This is a genomic window from Paenibacillus paludis, from assembly GCF_042610515.1.
Taxonomy (GTDB): domain Bacteria; phylum Bacillota; class Bacilli; order Paenibacillales; family Paenibacillaceae; genus Paenibacillus_AQ.
Window position 1 is genome coordinate 1 of the sequence record NZ_JBGJZP010000013.1, and the last position, 25,386, is coordinate 25,386.

The window sequence follows — 25,386 nt, forward strand, 5'->3', positions numbered from 1 at the left end:
CTTCGTCAGTTGCTAACTATTTTTTGGAAAACAAAGAGTTAGGTGTGTTTGAGTTGCTTTTATAGTCAGTTTTAGCTTGTTGACATAGTACGCTTATCTTTTAAAAAAGGACCCTCCGGCACCGCCTATTAGGCGTCCGGAGGATCCCAGCTTTTTAAAGCTAATCTTAGCTTTTGTAATCATTAATTGTAAAGTATTTACGTTGTTATATGATGTTATTAGATTGCAGCTTTCTGAGTTTTCAGATCCACAGGGCCATCGGCAGCCGGGGGATTCTTTTTCCGCATATAGTCGGAATAGTATGCGGTAATGATCGGAACGAGAATAGAGGTGACAATGACGGAAGCCGCAACAAGTGCCGTGGCTGATTCTGCAGCCGGCAGGAGTTCAGGCTTCATATTGGCCACAAGCATAGGGTTGGCTACGGCTGCCCCGGCGGTGCTGGAGGCCGCAAGTCCGGCAGTGCCGTTGCCGCCGCCGATAAACTTATCGGCCAGAATCAGCGGAATCCCTGTAATAATGATGACTACGATACCCAGCAGAATGCCGAGCAGTCCGGTATCTACGATGACGCCGAGGTCGATGGAGCTGCCCAGTGCGAAACCGAAGAACGGAATAAGTGTTTGTGTCGCTTTGCCAAAGTAGGTACGGAGATCATGATCCAGGTTGCCCAGAACAAAACCGATCAGGAAAGGAAGCACAGCACCGACAAAGACATGCGGTTCAAATACAGCTACCCCGGTGCTGCCCAAGATAAGCATCGTTACCAGCGGGCCGGATTCCAGTGACATCAGCACGAATGCGCCGGATTCTTCTTTGGTGCCATATTGCTGCATAATGGAGGCGTACAGTCCACCGTTGGTCATATCCATCGCAGAGATAATAGCCAGCACCGACAATCCGGCGAAGAAGCCGTTTTGAATGCCGCCCTCCGGCAGAAACTGGATCGCGATCAGGGCTATTACCCAGGCCACGGCAATTTTGGTCAGTACCAATGTACCTGATTTCCGCAGCACACTTCCTGTAGCGCGTACATCTATAGCCGCCCCCATACAGAAGAACCAAACCGCCAGAATCGGTACAGTCCCCGTCATCAGCCCTTTGGTGAAGCCGCCAAAATATTCGCCCGCATTCGGGAAAGCGGTGTGAATGATCGCCCCGAGGAACAACGGTACCAGCATCATACCGCCGGGAATTTTGTCCAGCGCTTTTTTAATTTTCATATCTTATCAGACCTTTCATGTCGGATTCTTAATTCTTGCATAAATTGATGATTTTACCTGAAGAAGGCGCAGCAAATCAGCCCCAAGACCTTACCTGTCCACTAAAGGTAAATCATCAGTGAACAGCAGATTCTGAGAAAATTTGCCTGACGGCGCTTTCATGTTACTTACGGCTTAGCCCTAGCTGCGGGATCATCCCGGAGAATAAATCGTCGCTTTCCTTCAATTGCTTGGAGAACGCCTTGCCGTCCGTGACCAGTAGCCCTAACCCGTTGATTTTCATATACTCGCGGAAGTCCCTGTCCTCTGTCCCTTTGATAAAGGCTCCGGCCAGCAGCTCGGCAATAGCGTCCGGCGTATCCTTCGGTACAGCAAGTCCCCTCCATGTACCTGTGAAATTGACATGTATCCCCGTCTCTTCCTCCAGCGTGGGTACGCCAGGCATTGCCTCCGAGCGCTTGTCGGCGTTGACCGCCAGCGTCCGCAGCTTCCCTTCATCCACATACTTTTTCACTTCGGCAGGGCTTACAGGCACTGCATCGACAAAACCGTCCATCAAGGCGGAGACGGCAGGGCCTCCCCCTTCAAAAGGAATATGTGCAAACTTCACACCGGTTTCCCGCTCCAATGTTACGGCAGCCAAATGCCAAATACTCCCCGTTCCTGCGTTCCCCATTTTCAATTCACCTGGATGCGCTTTCGCAAAGTCGAGAAACTCATTTACGGTTTGCCACGGCGCTTCGGCTCTTACGGTTATGGCGGAAGGATCAAAATTCGTTTGGGCGATCGGTTTGAACTTCTCATAGGTAATCGGAAGCAATCCCAGATGCGGCAGGATGGTGAGCTCGGCAGGAAGAAATGTGACCGTATACCCATCGCCCTTGGCATTGGCACCCTCCATGAGTCCGACGGAACCTCCGCCGCCTGTCCGGTTGAGCACGATAATCGGCTGGCCCAGTACCTTCTCTGTTGCTTTGGCTAAAGCTCTTGCTGTGGTATCCGTCCCTCCGCCCGCTGCATAAGGCACGATTAAGGTAATCGGTTTCACCGGAAAATCACCGCTTACATTCTCCCGGCTGTTATCGCTGGTTATCATGCGGTTTCCGGCCCATACCATCGTCAAAACCGCCAGGACGGATGCCGTCCAAATGCCTATTTTTGTTGTCCGTTTCAAGACCATCCCTCTTCCTTAATAATGACAATTGAGCCGCAGGCCACAATGGATCTACTGCCATGCGTGCGCCGCTTCACCCCCCAAGTTTCTTCAATCACAGTCTCATTCACGAATCTGTGAAAGTTTTCTCAAATAGAACTTTAACGTAAACGGGGGGTTGCCATCAATCGTATAATCTTATTCTGAATCGTCAGAAACGCCGGAATGGCGCGGTTTTGGCCGATCTGCATATTCATTGGGATATTTGCTGCTCTCACGGAACTTGCCCGGTGTAACCGATTTGATCTTCCGGAAAGCACGGATGAAGCTGTTCTCATTCTGGTATCCGACCCGAAGAGCAATTTCGGCAATCTTTAGGCTGCTGCCTTGCAGCAGTTCACAGGCTTTATCTATTCTCAGGTTGGTCAAATAATCATATAGTGTCGTACCCGTCTCTTCCTTGAATATGGTGCTTACGGAGGAAACGCCCATTTTGACATGGGCAGCGATATCCTGCAGTCCGATGTTATCCTGCAAATGAGATTCCATGTACCGGATCAGTTCCTGTACCATCAGATATTCTTTGGACTGTCTGTGCACTTCAAGTACACCTGACATATGAATAACAATACTGCAGAGCATCTCCTCAATATCGGACAAATCCATCGTCATCACTTGATGCCACGTATAATCCGCCAGCTCGGCTGGCAGCGGATGACCCCCGGAAGTCGCCATATTTAGAATTTCTCCTATTAAATCATCTACAACACGAACAACTTTTTGCGGCTGCACGGCTTTCTTGCGGGTATCAGCCGACCACTTGCGGACCCATTGCAGGGCAGTCGCTGCATCAAAAGACTTCAGCGCATGCAGCACTTCCAGCCGCCAGGCATCATCCGCCGCTGCGCCGCCTTCCTCATATTTGCTCTCCTTCGCCGAAAACTCACGGACATGACCGTAGCCTTCATATAGACGATAAGATAAAGCCAGCTCGGACTCCGAGTAGGACCGGGCTGCCTGTGAAATCGCGGAGACCGGTTCGCCGATGCCTATGGATACCGATATTTTTAAGACGTCGGACAGAATGGCAATCAGCTTACCGGCATCCTCGCGCAGATGGCCGCTGTTATCATCTTTGGGCTGCAGCAGCACCACGAGGCTGTCCTTCCGGGGAGTGGCCGTAACCGTCCGCCAGGCAGGCCCGAAGAACTCAAATACAATGTTGTTCATCGCATATTTAAGCAGCAGCTGATCCTCTTCCACATATGCGGAGGTCCACTTAGAATGGCGGTCTACAGAGATCGTCAGAATTACGAAGGGCCCTTCCTTCCAGCCTCCAAAGTAGTGCTCCCATTTCGTCAACGTCTCCTGCGTCCCGATGCTCCGGGTAATCAGATCGCTAACAAATTTGGACCTTAGCTCCGGCAGGCTCCATTCGGCCACCAGCGACTTGCTCTGAAAATCACCGACCAATTTGCCGATGACCGGCTCCAAATCATAAAGATTTCCATGACCGGCCAGCTTCTGATCGGGCATCAAGAGTTTATTGATCCGCTTCAGCGGCCGGAATGCGGCAAAGCTGTAATAATAAATCGCGGAGCAGCCAACAGCGATCGAAATCAGCGAGAGCATCAGCATCATATTGCGTGCCGTCTTCACATTCTTCAGCAGCTGCTCCATCGGAACGAGGGAAATCAGCCGCCAGCCGGTGACATTCGAGAACGTCTGGTTCGCCATATAGGCTTTTCCTTGAAGCTTCACATGGGCAAACGGACTTACATCAATGTCCGACAGCACATTATTCATGTCCGCCAGAGGGAAAGGCAGATTGAGCTTGGGGTAAATCAGCTCTCCCTCCAGGTTATATACAAATTGATAGCTGGATAAATGAGTGTACATCTTGGAGAACAGCATGTCATAGTCCAGATCGATCAATACCGCGCCTGTGACGTCCCCGTTCCGGACAATCGGCCGGGCCAGCGAGAGCAGCTCCGTGCCGGTCAGCCGGGCATCCGTGCCGGTATATACTCTTCTTTTAATCAGCAGCGGCTTCTGTTTCATTTCATCAATCCATGAGTTCCAGGCATGCTCCGGTGCTTCTTCCCAAAGAGCTCTATACCCGTAACTGCTGGAGACGACGGAATGATCCCCGAACTTGATTACACTGATGGCATGGACATCCGGCTCCGTAGCGAGCGTCTTCAGGAAATTCTGCGGCTCTGCAGCCGCCAGCGCATTATCCGCCGGATCGGCATCCATATATTTAAGGACGGCCGGGTGAAACGCCAGATCGACCGCTTTATTATCAGACTCCCGGAATGCCCGGTTAGTCACATCCATGTTAATTTGCAGCAGCTCTACATTTGGCGTGTTCAGCTCAGTATCCAGCGCATTCCTGTACTCTCTATAGGAGAACAGGCCAATTAGAGTAATTAATAGAGATACACTGAATGTCAGCATCAGAATCAGCCGGGTCTGCTTATTGTTCAGCAAGTATTTTAATTTAAATCGCAGCATGGGTGCAGCTTCATCCTTCCGCAGTTCGCTTAGTTCAGACCTTAGAGTAGCATGTTCGCCTATACGGCAATATGGAGCATGTCATATTCTTTAAGATTTTAGGGAGTTAAGGATAAGATCGTCACAAATGTTATAATGAGAAAATGAGTTAAGACCAATTTGCTACAGGAGACCAATTGCGATGCAGCGAAATTTCTACATGGCCGATCAGGAATGGGACAAGCTTATTTCAGACGTAGCCTATCAATTCAGTGACATCACCCTCAAACGGGGATTTCAGTATTATAAGCAGGACCGTGTCCATGCGTTCAAAATGATCTCAGTCGGGAGCATTCTGGCGCTCGTGGAAGGCGGGGAAGACTACAGCGTAACTATTGATCTGGATACCCTGTCCGCCAGCCGTTGCAGCTGCCCGGTACAGCATTCCTGCAAGCATATGGCTGCTGTATTAATGAAGTATGCCGAGCAGCAGGGCCGGCTGGTGCATATGCTGGCCAATGCCAAGACGACAAGTCAATGGATCCGCAATCCGGTGGTCAAGGAGACTCCCGTTGCCGGTGGCTCCGCCCGCCGCAAGGAGCAGCTGGAGGAGCTGGCTGCCCTGGTTCCATCCGGAAATGTGGAGCAGTGGCGTGAATACTTAGCGCTGCTCACCGCACCGCTGGCGCCTACCGTGCGGAATTCCCAATACACCGACAGGGCGCTGGCAGCCATCTCCGAGGCCACTCCAGCGCTCCCTCCGGCCTCCGGGCTCTTATATAAGCTTCATGCCCATCTCTTTGTGCTGGAAAGCTTACTGAAACCGGCAGGCCCTCACGTCCCGGGAGCAGGTGCTTCTCTGGGTTATTATACCTCTGTTGCTGTCTCCGAGCTGCAAAAAGCGGTAACAGATCTCATGAAAAACAGCCTGCCGCTCGCCGCAGAGCCGGAAGCCTGGCCCCGGGTCAGCGAAACGCTGGCCTATCTGCGGCGTGAGATGCTGAATGAGCCGCGCGACCGTTCACGGGAACAGCCTTATTACTCCCTCTGCTACGATCTGATCTGGAGAGGCTGGATTGCACCGAATGCAAGCGGCCCGGCTATGTACCTGGAAGAGCTGGAAGCGCTCCGCCAGACCGGCGAGGAAGCCGGCATATCACTCTCGCGCCACTCGCAGCAATTGGCGGAGAGCCGGATGTATTTCTATCTGAACGATGACAAAGGCGCCTGGGAGCTGCTTGGCAAAGCTTCCGAACGCCCGGGTCTCTACCCGGACGAGCTGATGAGCTTTCTGGCTCCCCTGGCGGAGGCCGGACATTGGTCCCGCCTTGCTCTGTGGCTGGCCGAAATCGGCCCTCTGCTGACCAGCCGCCTATATAACCTGAAGAACTATGCCGGATACTGGGAGGAAGCCGTCCGCCGCCTGCCGGAGACCGAATCCCGGATGTGGGATACGCTGATCGGCATGCTGCCGCTGTCCCGGGAGATTTATGAAGAAATGCTGCTGGACCACGGGCGCTGGCAGGAATGGATGGATTACCAGCTCTCCTCCGGCAAGGAACCCGCCGATTTCCGTGTCAGCGACCTCCAGCCGATCGAGAAAAACGCGCCGGAGCTGCTGCTCCCGTTCTATCATCAGGCGGCAGAACGGTTCGTGCTGGAGAAGAACCGGCACGGCTACAAAGCGGCTGTAAAACTGTTAAAGCGCTTGTCCAAGCTCTATAAAAAGCTGAAACGCGAGGAGCGGTGGGAACAATTTCTGGATTCCTTCACCTTCCGGTACAGCCGGCTGCGCGCACTGCAGGAAGAGCTGCGGAAAGGAAAGCTGATCCCATGAGCAAATATATGCGAAATATTACTGTCCAGCTTGCCTTAACCCAATATGGCGATGCGCTGATCTACGGGGTGGATGACAGGGATGATTATGTGCCCGGTGTTCAGCTTAAGCAGAAGCTGTTCTCCTGGCATGAGGAGTCTTTTTATGGAACGGAGTTAACGCTCCAGAACGCCGATGGGGTTGACCTTGTGGTTCTGCCTGCCGAGCAGGTCATCCCCTTCTTTGCGGAGCGCAGGCTGCTGCGGCATGTCGGCTGGAGCTGGCAGGGCGACGCCGAACTGCTGACCGGGCTGGCGCCCGCCATCGCCGGGCTGCTGGCGGAGAAGAAGTATGCGCCGAGCCTGTCCGCCTATCGCGAAGGCAAGCTGCAGTGGGACTGGGATGACAAGGCGCTGGAGCTGGCTGCGGAAGGCAGCGGGAGCGCACAGTCTGCCCTGCGCGGACTTGCCGGGCGCCGGAACCTTGCGGACGGAATGCGCGCCGCCTTCTCGGCGGCGGTGTTCCAGCAGTATTACGGCACCGAGGCCGAAGCCGCAGATCTGCGCAGCGAATACCCGCTGCTGTTCAGCAGCAGCGCGGGCGCGGCAACTGCCGGCATGGACGACGACAGCTGGCTGATGTCCATCGGCTGGAAAGCGGACACGGCGCCGTTCCGGCCGGCCCTGCAATTGCTGGAGCCGGACGACGAGAAGTCGTACTGGCGGCTCCAGCTGCTCCTGCAGGACAAGCGCGATGAATCCGCGCTTGTGCCGCTGCGGCTCACCGGGGACGGCGAGCCGCATGGCCTGTGGCCGGCAGCGTGGACGCCCCACGTCCACGAGCGCGCGTCCGGGTGGCTTTCGCGCCTGCGCGAAAGCCTGGCCGGGGAGCACATCGGCCACGGGGACGATGTGCTTGGTGAACCGCTCAGCGACGGGGACGCCTGGCGGTTCCTGACCGTGGACAGCCGGCTGCTGCTGGAAGCCGGCTGGCAGGTGCTCCTTCCGGCGTGGTGGGAAGCCGCCAGCCGGAAGAAACCCCGCCTGCGCGCCAAGATCAGCTCCGGCGAGGGCAGCGGAAGCAGCGGCGGCCAGTCGCTGTTCGGGCTGGATTCGCTGGTCGATTTCGACTGGCGCATCTCCATCGGCGACGCCGAACTCTCCGAGGCGGAGTTCGCCGATCTGGTCGCACGCGGCGAGCGGCTCGTGCAGTTCAGGGGCAAGTGGATTCCGCTTGACCCCGCTCTGCTGGCCCAGATCCAGCGGGCCATGGCCGGGATGGACAAGTCCCAGGGCTTGTCCTTTCAGGATGTGCTCCAGCTGCACCTGCTGGGCGGCGGCGAAGAGCAGGACAACGAGGCGGCCGAGGCGGAGCAGGCGGAAGAGAATGCCGCCCGCTTCCGGCTGGAGGTCGAGCTGAACGAGCATCTGGTCCGGCTGATCGGCCAGCTCGGCCACCGCTCGGATTGGCCAAAGCCCGAGGTGCCGGCTGGCCTGCATGCCGAGCTGAGAAGCTACCAGCATGAAGGGTATGCCTGGCTTGTATTTCTGCGCCGCTTCGGACTCGGCGCCTGCCTGGCCGATGACATGGGCCTCGGCAAAACCGTGCAGCTGATCTCCTACCTGCTCCACTTGAAGGAACAGCAGGGCGAAGCCGGCCCATCAGCAATGGGGCCCGGGCGGCAGACCGACCCGCCGGACTGGCCGTCGCTGATTATCTGTCCGACTTCGGTGCTCGGCAACTGGCAGAAAGAGCTCCAGCGGTTCGCTCCGTCCCTGAACATCATGCTCCACTACGGAAGCAGGCGCCTCGATGCCGGTTACTTCTACGGCGCCGCTTCCCAGGCCAACGTGGTCCTCACCTCCTACGCCACGGCCGCGCTCGACCAGGAACTGCTGAAGCAGTTCACTTGGGCTACGGTTTGCCTGGATGAGGCACAGAATATTAAGAACGCCGGAACCAAGCAATCTGTAGCGGTGCGCAGCTTCCCTGCCCTGCACCGGATCGCCCTGACCGGAACACCAATCGAGAACAAGCTGTCCGAGCTGTGGTCGATATACGATTTCATCACACCCGGCTATCTCGGCAGTCCAAAAGCGTTCCAGGACCGGTTCGCGAATGCGATTGAGAAGGAACGCAATGCGGAGCGCACGGCGGATCTGCAGAAGCTTGTAAAGCCGTTCATGCTGCGCCGCAAGAAGAAAGACCCGGCCATCCAGCTGGATCTGCCCGACAAAAACGAGATGAAAACCTATGTTCATCTCACGGCAGAGCAGGCCGCCCTCTATGACCAGAACGTAACCGGGCTGCTGGAACGGATGAAGCAGCTGGAGGGCATTGAGCGCAAAGGGGCGATTCTTGCTGCGCTGACCAGCCTCAAGCAGCTTTGCGACCATCCGATGCTGCTGACGAAGGAGGCGTTGCCTGATCCGGATGGCGAGGGCCAACTGGATACCACGTCCCTGATTGAGCGTTCCTCGAAGCTCGAACGGCTGCTGGCGATGGTGCGGGAGCTGCGTGAAGAGAACGAACGCTGCCTGATCTTCACCCAATATGTCGGCATGGGCAAAATGCTGCAGGCCGTGCTTCGGCAGGAGCTGCAGGAGCCGGTCCTTTACTTGAACGGTAGCACGTCCAAAACGGCACGCGACCGGATGATCGAACAATTCCAGACGCCGCCGCAGGAAGGCGGGGACCTGCTGGCGGCAGGCGAACGCCAGTCCGATCAGCCGAACGTCTTTATTCTTTCCCTCAAGGCGGGGGGCGTCGGCCTCAATCTGACAGCGGCCAATCATGTGTTCCACTTTGACCGCTGGTGGAATCCGGCTGTGGAGAACCAGGCCACCGACCGCGCCTACCGCATGGGCCAGACCAAGGATGTGCAGGTGCATAAATTCATTTCACTCGGCACGCTGGAGGAGCGTATTGATGAGATGCTGGAGAGCAAGCAGCAGCTCAGCGATGATGTGATCTCCGGCTCCGAGGGCTGGATTACCGAGCTGTCTACAGATGCGCTAAAAGATCTGTTCACGCTGCGGCAGGAGTGGGTTGGCTGACCCGGCCCTCTCCTTTTTCCTTCAAGCTCTTGAAGCAGCAGGCATCACCTATAACGTGCAAAAAAAGAACATCTGCTGCATGCTGCATGCGCCGGTGTTCTTTTTGTATGCCCGGATTATGGAGTAAGACTGCTGTCCGGTGCAGCCAATCCTACCATTGCTCCGCCATTCTAAAGGTGGCTGCCAGATTATCCTCCCCGGCGAGCGAGCTGACCACAAGCGTTATCGCTTCCTCCTGAAGATCATAAAAAAGCTGCTGATTCAGAAGATTGACCACCACATCCTGATAAGCACCGGAAATCCCGGAGCCCAGGCCCTGCGTGATGACTCTGCCGCCCGTAACCGTCGAGCAGGTATAATTCACCTGCAGCGCCGTGTCATTCACGGAAATATCGGTAGTCGGTGTCGGAAAATTAACAAAGCTGCCGTTAACGGTACCGCCAGCCACGATTTTGTAGCGGATGGGCGTTGACGCCAGAATTTCCACACCGTCAGGCCGGATCTCGGCGGCTACCCCTTCCGGAATCGTCAGCGCCCCATTTCTGCGGAAGCTGATTGCGGCGAAATCAGTACTGGTTACGGCGATGTTATCGCGAAACTCCGAGGTAATCCGGCTGACCGCAAGCTGCGTCAGGCTGACCGGAAACCACTTCCCTCCACTATCCACAAGAAAAATCTGAACACCCAGCTTTTCCTGAGAATAAAGCACATTAAATTGAAAAAAGTTTTCGGTGATATTGTAGGTTTTGCTCACCACTTCCCTGTAGTTCACCTCGAACAATTCCTGGGCAAAGAGGGTTGCCGGACTTACATCATTGTTGAGGCCCGTTATATAGACCACTGCTTTAGCTGTTCCGCTATTTACAATTTTTATAACAGCCTGGCTGATCGGTCCTAAAACGCCGGTAGGATTCCTGGTGATTGTATTTGTAGTTAGAACTGCCATGGCTCATCCCTCCTTCCTATTAAGACAATTAGTATATTATATGCAGACAAGGTAGGAAGTTTCTGGTTGAATGGCAAGTGGCCAAAAAGCCGCAAATTCCAGAAGGTGCTTGCAAAGGATCTGGATTGCCATAAAATTACTGATGTGCTAAAATGAACACAACTTTTAGGAACGGAGGGTTGCAAATGAATGTGATAGATTATATCCGGATTCGTACTTTACGCGGCTAATCAGCTTTTAATAGCGCTAAAGCTCTGCCTTGTGCAGAGGACTCAGGATAGGTCTATCCATTTTTAAAGGCAACCCACAGCTTAACCAGCGGACCGGGAACGCTCCGCCGCATTCGCCTTTAGAAATTCGCACAGCCATAGCCAAGGAATTACCGCATGCACCAGCGGTGGAATAGGCAGCTATTCCCCTTTGCCGATGCCGGTTCTTTCCCTTTACCTTCTATGGTTATGCCCAGCTGGAAGAAGCATTGCAATCCTTTTGTGATGCTCTCCCAGTCCTATTCTGTTTCCTCTACGATATTAAGCACAGGCCGCTGATTGCCTGTGCTTTTTTATGCTTTCGAAGCCAGTTATGCACGAAGTCTATTCAACGAGGTTATACTCACAAAACTAGGTGTGTACTTTCGAAGCCAGTTTTGCACGAAGCTTATTCAATGAGGTTATGCTCACAAAACTTTTAGGAGGTTGATAAATATATGGAATCCACACCACAACACGCAGTAATTGTCGGGGTTCAACTGCAGAATGAAACTAATTTCGCCTATGCCATGGAGGAGCTGCGCAATTTGGCCGCCGCCTGCAACATCAAAGTGATCGGGGAACTCAGCCAGAAAGCCAGCCGGATCAATCCTTCCCACTATATCGGTACAGGAAAGATTCAGGAATTGTCCCTTATGCTGGAGGATGAAGATACCCTTGTTATCTTCAATGATGAATTGACCCCTTCGCAGATCCGTAATCTGGAATCGTCGCTGGACCGCCAGGTTATTGACCGCACGATTCTAATTCTAAATATCTTCGCCGAACGGGCCAAGACCAAGGAGGCTCAGCTGCAGGTGGAAGTTGCCCAGCTGCAGTATATGCTTCCCCGTCTGACCGGAATGCGCGAGTCCCTCGGCCGACAGGGCGGCGGGGCGGGCCTGAAGAACCGGGGGGCCGGTGAAACCAAGCTGGAGCTGGACCGCAGAAGAATTGAAGAACGCATCTCGGCACTGCAGACGGAGCTGCAGACCCAGGTATCCAGGCGCCAGATTCAGCGGAAGCAGCGCCACAAGAATGAAGTCCCGGTGATCTGTCTTGTCGGTTATACCAACACCGGCAAATCCAGCCTGATGAATGTCATAGTAGAGACGTATCATCCGGGTTCAGGCAAGCAGGTATTTGCCAAGGATATGCTGTTTGCCACGCTGGAGACTTCGGTCCGCAGCATTAAGCTGCCCGACCAGAAAACGTTCCTGCTTACGGACACCGTAGGTTTTGTCAGCCAGCTTCCCCATCATCTGGTCAAGGCGTTCCGCTCCACGCTGGAGGAAGTGACTGAGGCCGACCTGCTGATTCATGTCGTCGATATTTCCGATCCGCAGCATGAGCAGCATATGGCGGTAACTACCGAGACCCTGAAGGCGCTGGGCGCAGACGGCATTCCAACGATCTATGCCTACAATAAGGCGGATTTGACGGACCAACCCTATCCTGTTGTCCAAGAGAATTCTGTTATTCTTTCGGCTAAACAGAACAGCGGAATCGCCGAGCTTACCGGGCTGATCCGGGGGCATGTCTTCAATGACTATATTCAGTGTGAAATTCTGGTTCCGTTCGATCGCGGCAGCGTCGTCTCGTACTTCAACGAGCATGCGCATATTCAGAAGATTAGCTATGAAGAGCAAGGCACAAAACTTCAGCTGGAGTGCAGAACGGCCGACTATGAAAGATTCCGCGGGGATTTCATCGAGCTTCCGCAATAAAAAGGTGCACACAGAATAGGAGCTTGCCTCAGGTCCGGTGACCAGGGGCAAGCTCCTTTGTGGTTTAACTAAATACAGCTATGGAGGAGACCATTCTATATTATATTTTCGGAGTCCCTGATCAAATTTCACCTTGTGATGCGTAAGACGCTGCCACCTCGCTACCTTGCTATCTTGCTACCCTGCTACCTTGCAGCTCACGGATTCATTAGCGGGATTTACTGCCGCTATATAGAGATTACTCCGACAATCAAATACCTAACGGAAATTGTGCCCGCTAATATTTTACAAAAAGGCTTTATTGAAGAATAAGTCCATATTAGCGGCATGTATTCCCTGTATATCCCTCAAAAGGGCTGTCTGCACAAATATAGCGGGCATTTTTCCCGGTGCAATCATCATTTGCCGCTTTCCTCATAGATGCCAGTATCTTCGTTGAAGCTGCCTTCCCTGGAGATCAGATGTACTCTTCCTTCTCCTTCTCCTTCTCCTTCTCCTTCTGCTGCTGCTGCTGCTGCTGCTGCTTCCTATTCCTATTCCTCTTCCTACTCTTCGCCCGCAGCATGCACTCCCTAAGCCTCAAAAGGCCGCTGCCGGACCGGCCTCGCCAAGCAGCAGCGGAAGCATCTCCGTCAGGCTGCCAAATTCCTGCTGCAGCAAGGGCAGCACACCGCTGCTGCGGATATTGCCGCCGGTCACGCCGAGCGCTGCAAATCCGGCCAGACGGATCGAGATGACACCCGCCGCCGAGTCCTCAATGCCGACCACCCGGCGGCGCTTCTCCGTACTCAGGCCCAGGCCGATCCTTGCCGTCTCGGCATACAGCCAGGGATGCGGCTTCGGCGACAATTCACCCAGGGTGCCCGCCTGGCCGGGATGAAATGTCTGCCCGGCCGTAATGACCGCATCGTACATGCCGAACGGATCACCTAGATCCAGCGCCCGGAAGGCTGACAGAATTTCCGGCCAAGCCTTCTCGTACAGTCCCGAGGTTACAAGTCCAATCTTTACGCCCTTAGATTTCAGGGTCTGGAGGAACTCTCCCAGACCGGGTGCAGGAACAAACGCCCCCGGCTTCCCCCGGCCCTGCATAATCTCATTCATTTCATAATGGGTAATGTCAAAGTAAAGCTGCCGGGCCTCCTCTACACTGCGCTGCGGACAATATTTGGTTATGCAGTACTGCAGATGCTCCGACACGGAATGCCCGGAGACATGCGGCTCATCTTCGGGGCGCAGCGCGAAGCGGGAATTTCCCAGCAGCCGGGCTACCGTCTGCTCAATAATCCACATCCAGAAGCCTTCGCTGTGGACACTGGTTCCGTCCAGATCCATCAGCACCGCTTCTGCCGGACCCTCGAAAGCTGCATCGTGAAAAGGATACAGCGCTGGGGAACCCATCGAAGACTTTACATAACAAAGTGTTTTGTCTTCGTATACGATAAACTCAGTCTTACGGTCCTTCGGTGTCAGAATAGCGGCAACACCGCCAACTCCCCTGCGGAATAACCCATCTCCTCCGCTCTCCTGCTCAAAGAAGCCGGCGGCCAGCTGTGACATTCCAAGACCAAATCCAGGCAGTTTCTTCTCCGTCATTTCGCCCAGGCCCCCATAGAGATCTTATAGCTGGCGATCTTCTTGGCCGGTATCGTCACTGTCAAGAGATTGGCAGCCAGCTGCAGCTCCGGCTCATCCAGAAGCGTTTCGTCCATCCGGCAGCACTGCACCTGCTCCGGGGCGATGCCGAAGGTGATGTCCGCCTTCTGTTCCGTATCCGAACCGTTAAAGAGCCGGAGAATAGTTCCGCTGCCATCCTCCGCCTGCTTCACACAGCTGACATGAAGGGCAGGGTTATTCAGCGTAAAGAAGCTGGCCTCTACCGGAAGCGCGCCCTGCCCACGGCCGGAGGCTGCGATCCGTACAGGAGTGTACAGCTGCGCTGCCTGTGCAAGCAGATCTGCCTCTTGCCAATCTCCTTCATGTACGTGGATGGCGTATTCGAAGCTTTGCAGGCCAGGGCACTGAATGCCCTGATCGGGCAGCTCCGTCAGCTTCTCTTCGCTCACTGCCAGCTTGATCCGGCAGGCCCGGATTAAGGTCAGCGCCAAGGTGCTGTGCTCATCCTCAAAGGCTTCATATTCATAGATCCCTTTGGGCAGAACCGCGAGTCCATCTCTTCCGTCCGTCATGTCGGCAAAGGTGCGCAGCGGATGTGTACCTTCGGCCCGTTCCGCCCAATCCGTGGAATCCGGCAGCGGAATGGGCCGTGATAACACATCATAATGGCTGTCGGCCCAAGTGACCCCGGTGCGCAGCCCTGTAGGGAAATTGGCGCGCAGCCAGTGATCCTTGGCCCTATTATCTACCGTCAGCTTCACAAGTACATGCTTGGCGCCCTTTTCCAGCGTATAGGCTACCTTTACCGGAAGCTTTGCCATTACCCGGCTGCGCGACTCTCCGTCCCCGTAATCTGCCGGAACCGCAAATTCATACTCCGCTACAATCGTACTGCTCAGGGGACCGCTTACCGTTACCGCCACCTGGCTCGGCACACCAAGGCTGCTGTATTTGCGGTCATGCAGAGGAGACACATGCTTCCAGGCGTTTCCGTTCTCTCCCTGATCGCTCAAATAGTTGAGGCTGCTGTAGCTTCTGCCGGTCGTTTTATTGTGCAGATCCAGCGTCCCGTCAGGATTCACCTTCACTTTCAGAAATTCATTCTCCATTGTGTCGGGTCCTGTAATCAGTGTGCCGCTGCTGCGCAGCTCGCGCGCCTCCGGCACAATCCGGTACGTCCGGTAGCCGAGTCCGGGCAGACGGGTCAAGCTGGCCAACAACCGGATGCGGCGGCTCTCCAGGATCGTGGGCACATCCCAAATGCTGTCCACGAACACGCTGGAATTGCCGCTGGCAATGGCTTGGCGTTCTACCAGCGGGTCCAGTGCCGAGCTTAGGCTGACGGAAAGGGCCCCATTGACTCTCGGCACCTCCAAATCGAGCAGCACGACTGCATTCCGTTCCATCGGCAATGGATTATAAACTACCAGCTGCATCTCATCCTGCTCCATGCCTTCGGGTGACAGCTGCGAGGCGATGTACGCCATCGCATCCTCCGTAACGATATCCCCGATGTCGCCGGCTTTCCGGTATCTGTACTCCATATCGGCGCAGACGTTGTCCGGCGCACAGCCGCCGTTAGCATCATGGGTATGGTTGGACAGTAAATACCGCCATCCCCGCTCCATGTATCCTGCCGGATAGGCAGACCCCAGCGCCGAGGCCAAAGAGGCGAGCGGCTCTGCATAATACACCAGCGCATTGCTGGCCGAGAAGTCCATTTGCTTCAGGTAGGTTCTCGCACTGATCGTTCCCGGGAACAGGAATGTCCACATCCCTTCCTTAAGGTAAGACCGGCGCTCCCCTGTGAGGACAGGAAGATGCTCCCGGTCCAGATATTTTTGCGCCTCCTTCCAGAAGCCCTCCAGATCTGTCTGCTCGATGTTATATTTATCCCCCAGCAGTTCCCGGGCATCGGCAATAATCTGCGATTCCAGAGGATGGGCTACCGAAATATCGTGTCCATGCATCGCCAGAAACACTTCGGTCGTGAAGTGGCGGCCTTCACGCTCAATCATGTCCTCAACTGCCTGCTTCAACTTCTCCTTGTCGTATTGGACAACCGGAGATTTAATCTCGTAAGCCTGATCTTCTCCGGACAAGGCATCCGACAGCCGGAAAGGCAGGTCATTCTCCTTGCCCCACTGATAGGTCTTGTCAAAAACCGTACCGCGGGTCACTGCACGGTGAACCTGGTAATACCAGTTATAACGAGCATACAGGCCAAAACGGCTGGCAAGCACCTGCGTTCCGTCAGGCGCGCTCCAGATCCATTCTGCATCGGCCTCGTGGTGGGAGATGCCGCGGTAGAACATCATTTTATCAAGTCCGAAGTCCTGGAGAATCTGCGGTAGCTGCCCGGTCTGCCCCCAGGAGGACGGGGTGTAGGCGACCGTTCCTGTCTTACCGCCGAATTTCTCCACCACGCTCCGGCCCAGGATCAGATTACGGACCAGCGCCTCATGCGAGATGCTGAACTCCTCGGCTAGTGTATAATACGGGCCGGCGATCAGCCGCCCTTCCTGCATCAGCTGTTCGAGCTGTCCCCTGCGCTCCGGCCGCATTTCCACATAATCCTCCAGCAGAATGGAATGGCCGTCCAGCGTAAAGGACGCATAGTCCGGATCAGCGGCGAGAATATCCAGTGTCGTATCCAGCATGGTCAGCAGATTCCGGCGGGTCCGCTCAAACGACCGCCGGAATTCCCGGTCCCAGTGTGTATTAGAGACAACCTTGATTTGTTTGATATGGGAGGTGTCTGGTTTCATGAGCTTCCTATCTCCTTTGTCATTCCAGTCTCGGGGAACTTCATTCTGCGGGACCCGGGCGCAGGGTCAGGGAGAAAGCTTCAGGCTCCTCTATGCTCCCGCTGATCCGCAGCCTGCCGCTGCTGGTCATCTCCACCAGCGGCCTTGGAATGTCCCCGCCCTCCTGAATATCCAGAGAGAATACAAACGCCGCTTGCCGCAGATGGGTGAAATTAATGCTTTTACGCAGGCCGGAATACAGCACCATATCCACCAGGATGGCATCCTCGCCCGTGTGAATCTCCCAGCCCCAGCTCCGCTTGGCTCCTGAATGTCCCGTGAATGCCGCGAACCATGTGGTTAGACGCAAGACGGTCTCTCCTATCTTGATCACAGCCCCGTCTTCTACAGTTTCGGTAAAGATGCCGTCCAGGCTGCCCCCGATCTCCAGTCTCAGCCGGAAATCCCCGGCTTCAATCTCACCGTCGATGCGGTCCAGGTTGGGGTGGGTATCTCCCCCATTGGTCAGAAAATCCATTCCAAACAGGAGATGCCCCTGATCCTGTCTTGCTTTGAAACGGGCGGAACAATAGTCATAGCCGTCATGCAGACAGCGGAGCTGAATATAGGAGGGTGAACCGTTATTATCCACATAAGCCACCAGCGGTCTTCTCTGATTCCACAGGTCACTGTCTGTAAAGGAACCGATGCTAACCTGCGGGTTCATAAAGGTGACCGCCCATTTGCCGCTGCCGTCGCCCGCATTTCCTTCGTAGAGCTGCCGCACTTCTTTGGTCCCCCTAACCTTAAATGCATCCAGATAAGCGGCCGGGCAATAGAATCCGCTCTTGTACCACTCCTCTTCATAAGGCAGCTCCTCCCAAGGAAAAAACATAACCTCCCCTTGAGTTGCGACCTGCAGAAAAGCCTTGCTCTGATCATTCAGAAGCGTCTGATAGGAGCGTGAATGCGGCCCGGACCACTGGGCGGTCGCAGGATGATAATACCCGGCGACCGTCTGCCAGGTCAGCTCGATCAGCTCATCGCTGAGCCTTTTTACCGTGCTGTCTGTAGTCTCGGAACGCAGCTTGGACAGCTCCAGAATAGCAATATAGGTATAGACCGGGCTGTTGTACTCCTGAAAGGCCCCGCGCTGCTGTGTATACGCATACAATTTTTCCAGGCGCTTCAGGCCGTACTCGGCATAATCCTCACGGCCCAATTGCTCCCCGGCAATTCTCGTAACGAAGGCTCCAATAATGGCAATATTGGTGTAATCCGGACCGACATTCCGCTTCATAATCGCCTCGCAGGCATAATCAATGGAGCGTATGACATCTTCACGCAGAGCCTCCGGAAAGCGCCAGCCATGGCGCGACAACGCCTGAATCAGCCGGCTGCCGCAGAAATCGGCCCAGTTCCAGTCCGGAGGCGACATTTGCGCAAGCGGCTCTTCGTAGAACCATGACCAGATTCCGAAGGTAGCATGGCTTCGGTCCGTATCCTGCAGGGAAATCACCTGCCTGATAATATCAAAGGCCCGCTGCTCCATCTCAGCCAGTTCGGTATCCAGCAGCCCGAGTGCATACGAAAGCGAATCTCTGGTGGAATGGATAAACTCCGCCTGCTTCAGAGTTGTATGATAACCCGGGCTGCTGAACGGCGAGCGCAGCATGCAAATTTCCGGATCATAACGGGACTCCAGCATGCGCATTTTACGGATCAGCATTTGCTGCTGGTCTATCCCTTGATTGGTATTGCCGGTCCTCTTGTTCATCGATCTCCCTGCCTTTCTCTGGTAAAACGGTTTGGCTGATCCTACTGGGCCAAGGCCGGATCACTGACCCAGATCCAAATTCAGATCCAGATTCAGTGCCTGCGCCAGCAATTGCATGACCAGCCCCTGCCCGTACAGCGACGGGTACAGCGCAATTTCGTTATACGCCTCCTCCGACGGCATGACGGGGGTGCCTCCCGACACACCCTGCACTTCACCGTTATCCTGGATAAGCGGGAGGATGCCTTCAAGGGTGACCCGGGCGCTGCCGAGATAAGAAGGTTCGAGCATACCGTGCCTGACTGCCTGAATGAAGCCGCAGGCGATGCCCGCGCTTCCCGATGTTTCCTGGTAATAGTCCGGCCTGTCGAGCACCGTATGCCAGAGTCCGCCTGTGCCCTGGCAGGACCTCAGCGCTGAAGCAAGCTCCGAATAGCGGCTGTACAGCTCTTCGGGGACCGGTACAAGTCCCTTGATCCCGGCTACAATTTGCGGGACAGCAAGGGTAATCCAGGCGTTGGCCCGCGCCCAGCGGACAGCCGACATATGGCTGCCCTCCCGGCAGTTCCAGCCGTGGAACAGCAGGCCCGTCTCCGGGTCCTGCAGCAGTCGCAGATGAAGCAGAGTCTGCTGCAGCGCAGCCTCGGCCATGCCGCGGTCTCCGGTCAGACTGGCGAGCCGCGCCAGAAAAAGCACAGCCATATATACCGTATCTGCCCATACCTGCTCAGGGAACAGGGCCGCTTCAGTGACGGTATGCTCCAGCGCGCCTTCCCGGGTCCTCGGTGCATCCTCCAGCATCCAGGCGGCGGTTTCCTGCGCTTTGTGCAGAAACCATTTATCCCCAGTCCGCCGGAACAATTCGGGGAACACAGCATAAGGAGCCATGGAATTAATGACTTTCACGCCTTCTGCCTTCTGCTTATTCCGCTCCACCCATTGCAGCAGGTAATTCATGGCCTTGTCCTGTCCGCCAGCCGTTCCATAATCCAGTATGGAAATCAGTCCGACCCCGGGGACCCAGTCCCAGTGATCCATGTCCATTCCCCAATTTCCCTGGTGCCGGGGGGAAATCATGCATTCGAACAGCAGATCCAGCTTTCCCTCCAATAACTGCTTAGTATCGGGCATGCTGAAGCCCCCTTGGAATGGTGTTCATTCCCTCAGGATCTGCCTGCACCGGTGATCCCCCTTGAAACGGAATCTCCCCGAACAACGCCTTAACTGTCAACGCCACCGTATCTTCATGCAGTGAATACGCATTTACCAGCGTGTCGAGAAACGGTATATCCCGGAGCAGGTACGGCGTGGCAAAAGAGATCCCGATCGGGTGGATCGTCTCCGCATGCTGCATCGCCCAGATCGCCTTGGCCGCTTCCCCCACTGGACGAGCCGTGTTCATCATGCCGTGGAGCGGCAGAAAATAAGGCGTAAACGCAGCATCCCAGCGAATCCCGGATTGTTCCCACTTCTGCAGCGTATTCAGCGGTTCGAATTCATCCAGAATATCCACCTGCAGCCCTCTGGCCTTCAAGTGCCCGACAAACAGCTCCATGCGGTCATATTTGCGTCCCTCTGTCACTTTGTTCAGCATAATGACGAGAACTCTGCGGGTCGTCTGCGGATTCAGGGGCAGGAGATTTCTCCGGTTGCGGACCAGCGTAATACACCGCCCGGCAAGTGTCGTGCTTAGTTCTCTGGCCTCCCGGTCCAGCTCAGGATGCAATTTGTCATTCAGCAGCGGCGCAGCGGAGTGATCCCGGCCCTCGGCATCCAGATGCTGCATACCCAGCTCTGCCTTCATCTCCAGAACCCGCCGGACACTTGCGTCCAGCCGTTCCATCGTTACCTTGCCGCTGGCGACTGCCCGTTCCATGACTTCAAAATAGTTCACACCCGGCCACAGCAGCACATCGGTCCCGCAGTTGAAACAATCCACAATCCGCGTCTCATAATCACCCCAGGCCAGAAATCCGCCCATATCCAGCGCATCCGACAGGACAACTCCCTCAAACCCCATGCGGTTCCGCAGAAGCTCCGTTGTAATGCGTGCCGAGACCGTAGCCGGAACAGGCTTATTCCCCTGCGCATTCGCCTCCAGCCAGGGAAGGGCGATATGTCCTGTCATATACGACATCACGCCCTGATCAATCATCTGCTGGGACACCCGGCCATAAGTGGCGAACCATTCCTCTTCGGACAAACCGTTGATGGTGGTAATGATATGCTGATCCCTGTAATCCACCCCGTCTCCCGGAAAATGCTTGGCACAAGCGGCAATACCGTAGTCCTGCATTCCCCGCATCACGGCGCTGGACAGGCGCAGTGCGCGCTCCGCATCATCACCCAGACAGCGGGTCGTAATCACCGGATTCATCCAGTTCAGCAAAAGATCCGTACCTGGCGCCAGCGCCCAGGTAAACCCGGCCGCACGTCCTTCGATTGCTGTATACTTGCCGTACTCGTAGGCCAGCGCTTCATCATCTGCTGCGGCAAGCGCAAGCAGCGGAGGAAAAGCGGTTAAGCTTTTGACTGCAGAGCCAGCCCCGAACTCCAGGTCGCCCGAGAACAGCAGTGGATATTTGCTGACCTTCTGAAGCAGCTCCACCCACTCGCGGTATTCCTCCGCTTTTCCGGCAGCCTTTTGAATCACCTCTCCGCCGATAAAGAAGCTGCCCACCGGATATTTCTCCAAATACGCCCTTATAGTCCCTTCGTCCATCCCTTGGAATGGCAGCCTGCCCGCATGATCCTGCATCGTCTGCCCGATCTTTTCACGCAGGCTCATGGATCGTAAGGTGCGCTCTACCCAGTCCCGCTCTTCCTTAGCTAATGCCTTTCGCATGGTCACGATTCCTCCCGGTAGTTTCTAACCCCAGTGTAACGAAACCCGGCGCCACTCTAAATAAAGGCAACTACAAAATAAGTTCAAAATTCTATAAACATCTAGAATCTTCTACAATTAGCAAACTGAAAAACCCCGCAGCTTCGTGATCCAAAGCTGCGGGGGAGGCTGGCCGATCCTTCGATCAATTCAGGCTGATTTGAAGGGTCTTGTTTAACTTGTTATTCTCCTTGTTCATCTCCTCATATCGCCAGATATCGTTGACAAAAAAGCTGATAGTGAAGTCTCCGATGGTCGGCACTGTCCACCTTGGCGTTCCCTGGGCACTGCTGTTGGCCGTAAGGGTAATTTCCTCGCCCGGCTGGATGACCGTGTTATTGGTGTCCGACCAGGATACGACCCCGCCGTTGACGGAGAAGGCACCGCCTGTAATCTGTCCCAGCCCGGTGGAATTGTTCAGCGGGGTAGGACGCACGCCGATATTTTTAACCTTGGCCCAGAAGATTAAGGAATCACCCAGCTCGGGGGTCACATGACTGGAAGGTGTGCCGTCGCTGTTTACGATATTCCAGCCGACCTCCGTGACGGTTAGATCCGCCATCGGAGCCGGGAGTGTAGACTCATAGCCCTCGAACTCGAAGCCGTGGACCATTATCGTTCCGGTGTTATGGACGACCTCGATCCGGTGCAGCCCATAGTCCAGACCCCTCAGCTCATAGACGATCTTGTTGTCACCTTCCAGCCCGGCCTGGGGAATGACAACGGTCTCCTTGTATTGCCCGTCGACGTACACATCCGCGCTGCCCATATTGCTCTTAATATCCGATCTCCAGCGGACACCGATTCCGTTAAAGTTAAACACCGCCGACGAATCCGGTGAGTAGGTTACATGGGACACCCCGTTCGGCGCCGTTTCAAACCCGGTATAGTCAATGTAGGCATGGTCATGCTCTACCGTGTACCAGGCGGATACTGGAACATAAAGCCCTTCCTCCAGCTTGAAATAATCGAGATTCGCTCCGTTGCCAGCGGAAGTGAAGCTGATCGTGTTATAGCCCGGCTGAAGCGTAACGCCGAACTGTCTGGCAGTAATGTTGCTGTTCCAGCTGCCCGTTGAAGGCAAGGTAACCGTGGACAGCCTTTGTCCATTCACGACGATATTTTTCTTCGAGTCCTGATTGGAAGCGTATGCAATAGTCAGGGTATAGCTTCCGCCCAATTCCGAATACAATCCCTGAATCGAAATGCCGCCGCCGTGGGTCTGCTCCACAACCTTTCCTCCCGATGCACTGCTGTTGTTGCCGATTCGCAGTGGCAGGGCAAAGGAGGCAGCTTCCGCTTCAAACTTGGTGGGATCTCCCGGGACATGCGGCGTGATCGGCATGGCTGATGTAGTTGCCGATACGGCTGAGCTTAATGCCGAAATATTGCCGAAGTCATCCACGGCTTGAACCCTGTAGCTGTACTGCGTTTCCGGGGCCACACTATAGTCGCTGAAAAAGGTTATCCGGCCCGGAACCGTCATCACCGGAGTAACCCCGCCGTCACGGTACACGTTGTAGCTGACTACCGCATCATTATCGGTTGAGGCATTCCAGGTCACCTTGATCTGCTCATGGCTGAGCGCCACCGCTGCAGGACTTCCGGGTACAGATGGCGCTTCTGTCTCCAGCTTATCCAGAATATACTGGACCGTTTCGCCGGCTCCCAGGGTAACCGTGAGGGTGATATGCGGCGTTGCCGTAAGCTGTACGGTGGAATGTGCGGCAGCATAGGAATTGCCCGCTCCGAACACTTCTCCGGCATATTGCCCGCTGCCAGGCATCGTTACCCGAACCTTCATCGTCATCGGCTTTTTCTCGAAATTGACGAAGTTCAGCAGGATTTTATCCGATTTCGCCCCGATAGCCGAGGTACCCAGTGCCGATGTATCTACCGCGCGGAAGTATACCTTTTTCATGTTCGAGCTGCATCCACATGTATTCAGCACCTCGTAGCTCAGCGGACGGCCATGGGTAGCGTACGCGGCAGCCAGCCTGCGGAATGTCTTCAGCCGCGTCTCTCCTGCCTCGCTGCTATTGGCCGGTACCGCAACTGTATCTTCATAACGGTGCGTATTCCAATTGATGCCGGAAGCAAACAACCCAAATTCAGTGCCGTCGTTAAAGAACGCCGCATGCTGCATAATATGGTCTACATATCCAATATCTCCGCGCATCTCCCGGTCAAAAGCAGCGGCGAACCTGTAGGCATAGGTTCCATACTTTGTGTTGTCGGAATGGTTGTCATTGGTGCCCGTTTCGCTCATCGCCATCTCTTTGCCGAAGCCGTCATCCGCGTCGCCATAGACCCGCAGATTCTCATACAGGCTGCCGCCCGGCAGCGGCTGGACTCCCGTTCCGCCATAGCTGTGCCCATTCGTCACATCGGACAGCTCCTCGATCTCCCTGCGCTGCTCCGCATCCCGCTCCCAGCCGTCAGGCGTGCCGTTATAAGGCCAATACGCCCAACCCGGCGCAACAATCTTGAGATAGGGCTGACTGTTCGTTGCCCGTTCTTCATCCATCAGCTCATGCGTGGCTACCACGGCTTTCTGGGCCCAGCCGAACAGCCCCGGTTCATTTCCGGTTTCGGCATACTGGTACAAATCACCGAACTTGCTGACAAAGTTAGCGTAATAACTCCGGAGTGCTGCCGGGACTGTGCCGCTGCTTAGCTCGCTGTTATTCCTCCAGTTGCCTCCGATGATGTTGACCATCGGCTCAAGGTTCAGATCACGCAGCGTTGCCAGGTAGTTTCGCCCCTGCGGGTCCCAGCCAGCGCTGGTGTCAGACCAGAAAGAGGCCCGCATCCAGTTGCCGCTGTAGGCAATGCCCATCCACTTGGCCATAGGCCCTAAATGGCGGATCGCATGCTCGTCGTATTTGAAGGTTGCCGCGGCAATTGTACTTCCCAGATGGACATACCGTCCATGGATCGGCTCGACAGCCGGTGCATTCAGTGACTCCAGCTTGAAGTAATCCCACTCGAACCATAAATATTTGTCTCCGTCATAACCGGGAGCCTGCGGATCCGCGTACAATCCGCGATCCACGATTAGCCGGACTGCATTTCGCCCGGTCTTCAGCTGTTCCTTGGGAATGTATAGCCTGTAGGTTTGTTTCCAGGTATTCTCCAGCGTCTTCTCACCGTCATTCAGGCCGGTGATCTGAATAAGCCCGCTCATGAGACCGTTTGTAAATACAGCAAGCTGGGGAATAGCTGTGCTTGCATCGATAACTTTGAGGCTAAACTGGACTCCATATTCTGGGACCTGGCTCAAATGGAAGGAAAGATTCATGAATCCGTTGGCATCTGCCTTCATGCCCTTGGGGACGTTATCCCAGTGGCCCGGGGGTACGGGGACTTGGAGAGTTTTGCTGTAGACATTGTTAAAGACAGTAAATTCTGCGGAGCTATTATCCGAATCGCCGACCTGCCATAACAAGGTCATCGGAGGTTCATAGGTTGATGCAGTCACCGTGCTATTGTGTACGGAATCCGCGGCCGCTTCTTGTGAATCAGCCTGTTGTCCAATCACCTGACTTGTAGCAATTTCATCTTTAGCAGCGGCCGATGCCAAACCCATTGACCCATCCGGTATCCAGAAGGTCATCAGCATCAACGCCAGAATGAGCAGTAAAGCAATGTTTTTTTGAATTCGCACAATAAACACCCTCTTCTAATAAGGTAGAT

Annotated in this window: 14 protein-coding genes; 4 read left to right on the top strand and 10 right to left on the bottom strand. The window is 55.0% G+C overall.

Features of this window, described 5'->3' with window-relative positions:
- Positions 1-218: 218 nt before the first annotated feature.
- The 3 genes from kdgT to ACAN56_RS22460 all read right to left on the bottom strand — a co-directional run bounded on the left by kdgT (position 219) and on the right by ACAN56_RS22460 (position 4,893).
- Entirely contained in the window at positions 219-1,223 is a 1,005-nt protein-coding gene (gene kdgT, locus ACAN56_RS22450; RefSeq protein ID WP_076113900.1) for a 2-keto-3-deoxygluconate transporter, read from the bottom strand.
- 163 nt (positions 1,224-1,386) lie between these two features.
- On the bottom strand, positions 1,387-2,319 hold the full coding sequence (locus tag ACAN56_RS22455) for a tripartite tricarboxylate transporter substrate binding protein (RefSeq protein ID WP_231578447.1): 933 nt from the start codon (positions 2,317-2,319) through the stop codon (positions 1,387-1,389).
- Between the two features lie 255 nt (positions 2,320-2,574).
- Positions 2,575-4,893: a helix-turn-helix domain-containing protein gene (locus ACAN56_RS22460; RefSeq protein WP_379145799.1), complete on the bottom strand. Its 2,319-nt coding sequence runs from the start codon at positions 4,891-4,893 to the stop codon at positions 2,575-2,577.
- Between the two features lie 181 nt (positions 4,894-5,074).
- Between ACAN56_RS22460 and ACAN56_RS22465 the strand changes: the two genes are divergently transcribed.
- The 3 genes from ACAN56_RS22465 to ACAN56_RS22475 are packed head-to-tail and all read left to right on the top strand — an operon-like array spanning position 5,075 to position 9,871.
- Positions 5,075-6,709, top strand: a complete 1,635-nt coding sequence (locus tag ACAN56_RS22465) for an SWIM zinc finger family protein (protein WP_038584881.1) — start codon at positions 5,075-5,077, stop codon at positions 6,707-6,709.
- Positions 6,706-9,744 carry a DEAD/DEAH box helicase gene (locus tag ACAN56_RS22470; RefSeq protein WP_379145801.1) on the top strand — a complete coding sequence of 1,013 codons (3,039 nt, stop codon included), beginning with the start codon at positions 6,706-6,708 and terminating at the stop codon, positions 9,742-9,744. The genes ACAN56_RS22465 and ACAN56_RS22470 overlap by 4 nt, the downstream gene beginning before the upstream one ends.
- Positions 9,737-9,871 carry a hypothetical protein gene (locus ACAN56_RS22475; RefSeq protein ID WP_379145803.1) on the top strand — a complete coding sequence of 45 codons (135 nt, stop codon included), beginning with the start codon at positions 9,737-9,739 and terminating at the stop codon, positions 9,869-9,871. Before ACAN56_RS22470 ends, ACAN56_RS22475 begins: the two co-directional genes overlap by 8 nt.
- 24 nt (positions 9,872-9,895) lie before the next feature.
- Here the strand turns inward: ACAN56_RS22475 and ACAN56_RS22480 are convergent, their stop codons facing one another.
- Positions 9,896-10,690, bottom strand: a complete 795-nt coding sequence (locus ACAN56_RS22480; RefSeq protein ID WP_379145805.1) for a hypothetical protein — start codon at positions 10,688-10,690, stop codon at positions 9,896-9,898.
- A 706-nt stretch (positions 10,691-11,396) separates the two neighbouring features.
- Here ACAN56_RS22480 and hflX point away from each other — a divergent pair.
- Entirely contained in the window at positions 11,397-12,665 is a 1,269-nt protein-coding gene (hflX, locus tag ACAN56_RS22485) for a GTPase HflX (RefSeq protein ID WP_379145807.1), read from the top strand.
- Between the two features lie 579 nt (positions 12,666-13,244).
- Here hflX and ACAN56_RS22490 read toward each other — a convergent pair.
- The 6 genes from ACAN56_RS22490 to ACAN56_RS22515 all read right to left on the bottom strand — a co-directional run bounded on the left by ACAN56_RS22490 (position 13,245) and on the right by ACAN56_RS22515 (position 25,357).
- Entirely contained in the window at positions 13,245-14,261 is a 1,017-nt protein-coding gene (locus ACAN56_RS22490; protein ID WP_379145808.1) for an HAD family hydrolase, read from the bottom strand.
- Complete coding sequence (locus ACAN56_RS22495; protein ID WP_379145810.1) at positions 14,258-17,050, bottom strand: alpha-mannosidase; 2,793 nt, start codon at positions 17,048-17,050, stop codon at positions 14,258-14,260. The genes ACAN56_RS22490 and ACAN56_RS22495 overlap by 4 nt, the downstream gene beginning before the upstream one ends.
- 40 nt (positions 17,051-17,090) lie before the next feature.
- Positions 17,091-18,806, bottom strand: coding sequence for a DUF8769 domain-containing protein (locus ACAN56_RS22500; RefSeq protein ID WP_379145811.1), 1,716 nt, complete (start codon positions 18,804-18,806; stop codon positions 17,091-17,093).
- Between the two features lie 60 nt (positions 18,807-18,866).
- On the bottom strand, positions 18,867-19,937 hold the full coding sequence (locus ACAN56_RS22505; protein WP_052091749.1) for a glycoside hydrolase family 88/105 protein: 1,071 nt from the start codon (positions 19,935-19,937) through the stop codon (positions 18,867-18,869).
- Positions 19,924-21,651, bottom strand: coding sequence for a glycoside hydrolase family 3 protein (locus tag ACAN56_RS22510; RefSeq protein WP_379145813.1), 1,728 nt, complete (start codon positions 21,649-21,651; stop codon positions 19,924-19,926). Before ACAN56_RS22510 ends, ACAN56_RS22505 begins: the two co-directional genes overlap by 14 nt.
- A 184-nt stretch (positions 21,652-21,835) precedes the next feature.
- Positions 21,836-25,357, bottom strand: a complete 3,522-nt coding sequence (locus ACAN56_RS22515) for a carbohydrate-binding domain-containing protein (protein WP_379145815.1) — start codon at positions 25,355-25,357, stop codon at positions 21,836-21,838.
- Between the last annotated feature and the right edge of the window lie 29 nt (positions 25,358-25,386).

What these genes read in the sequence shown, in the direction of transcription:
- ACAN56_RS22490 (WP_379145808.1), bottom strand. Translation starts at nt 14,261, where the DNA reads ATGACGGAGAAGAAACTGCCTGGATTTGGTCTTGGAATGTCACAGCTG.
- ACAN56_RS22465 (WP_038584881.1), top strand. Translation starts at nt 5,075, where the DNA reads ATGCAGCGAAATTTCTACATGGCCGATCAGGAATGGGACAAGCTTATT.
- ACAN56_RS22505 (WP_052091749.1), bottom strand. Translation starts at nt 19,937, where the DNA reads ATGCCCGATACTAAGCAGTTATTGGAGGGAAAGCTGGATCTGCTGTTC.
- kdgT (WP_076113900.1), bottom strand. Translation starts at nt 1,223, where the DNA reads ATGAAAATTAAAAAAGCGCTGGACAAAATTCCCGGCGGTATGATGCTG.
- ACAN56_RS22510 (WP_379145813.1), bottom strand. Translation starts at nt 21,651, where the DNA reads ATGCGAAAGGCATTAGCTAAGGAAGAGCGGGACTGGGTAGAGCGCACC.
- ACAN56_RS22495 (WP_379145810.1), bottom strand. Translation starts at nt 17,050, where the DNA reads ATGAAACCAGACACCTCCCATATCAAACAAATCAAGGTTGTCTCTAAT.
- hflX (WP_379145807.1), top strand. Translation starts at nt 11,397, where the DNA reads ATGGAATCCACACCACAACACGCAGTAATTGTCGGGGTTCAACTGCAG.
- ACAN56_RS22470 (WP_379145801.1), top strand. Translation starts at nt 6,706, where the DNA reads ATGAGCAAATATATGCGAAATATTACTGTCCAGCTTGCCTTAACCCAA.
- ACAN56_RS22455 (WP_231578447.1), bottom strand. Translation starts at nt 2,319, where the DNA reads ATGATAACCAGCGATAACAGCCGGGAGAATGTAAGCGGTGATTTTCCG.
- ACAN56_RS22500 (WP_379145811.1), bottom strand. Translation starts at nt 18,806, where the DNA reads ATGAACAAGAGGACCGGCAATACCAATCAAGGGATAGACCAGCAGCAA.
- ACAN56_RS22480 (WP_379145805.1), bottom strand. Translation starts at nt 10,690, where the DNA reads ATGGCAGTTCTAACTACAAATACAATCACCAGGAATCCTACCGGCGTT.
- ACAN56_RS22460 (WP_379145799.1), bottom strand. Translation starts at nt 4,893, where the DNA reads ATGCTGCGATTTAAATTAAAATACTTGCTGAACAATAAGCAGACCCGG.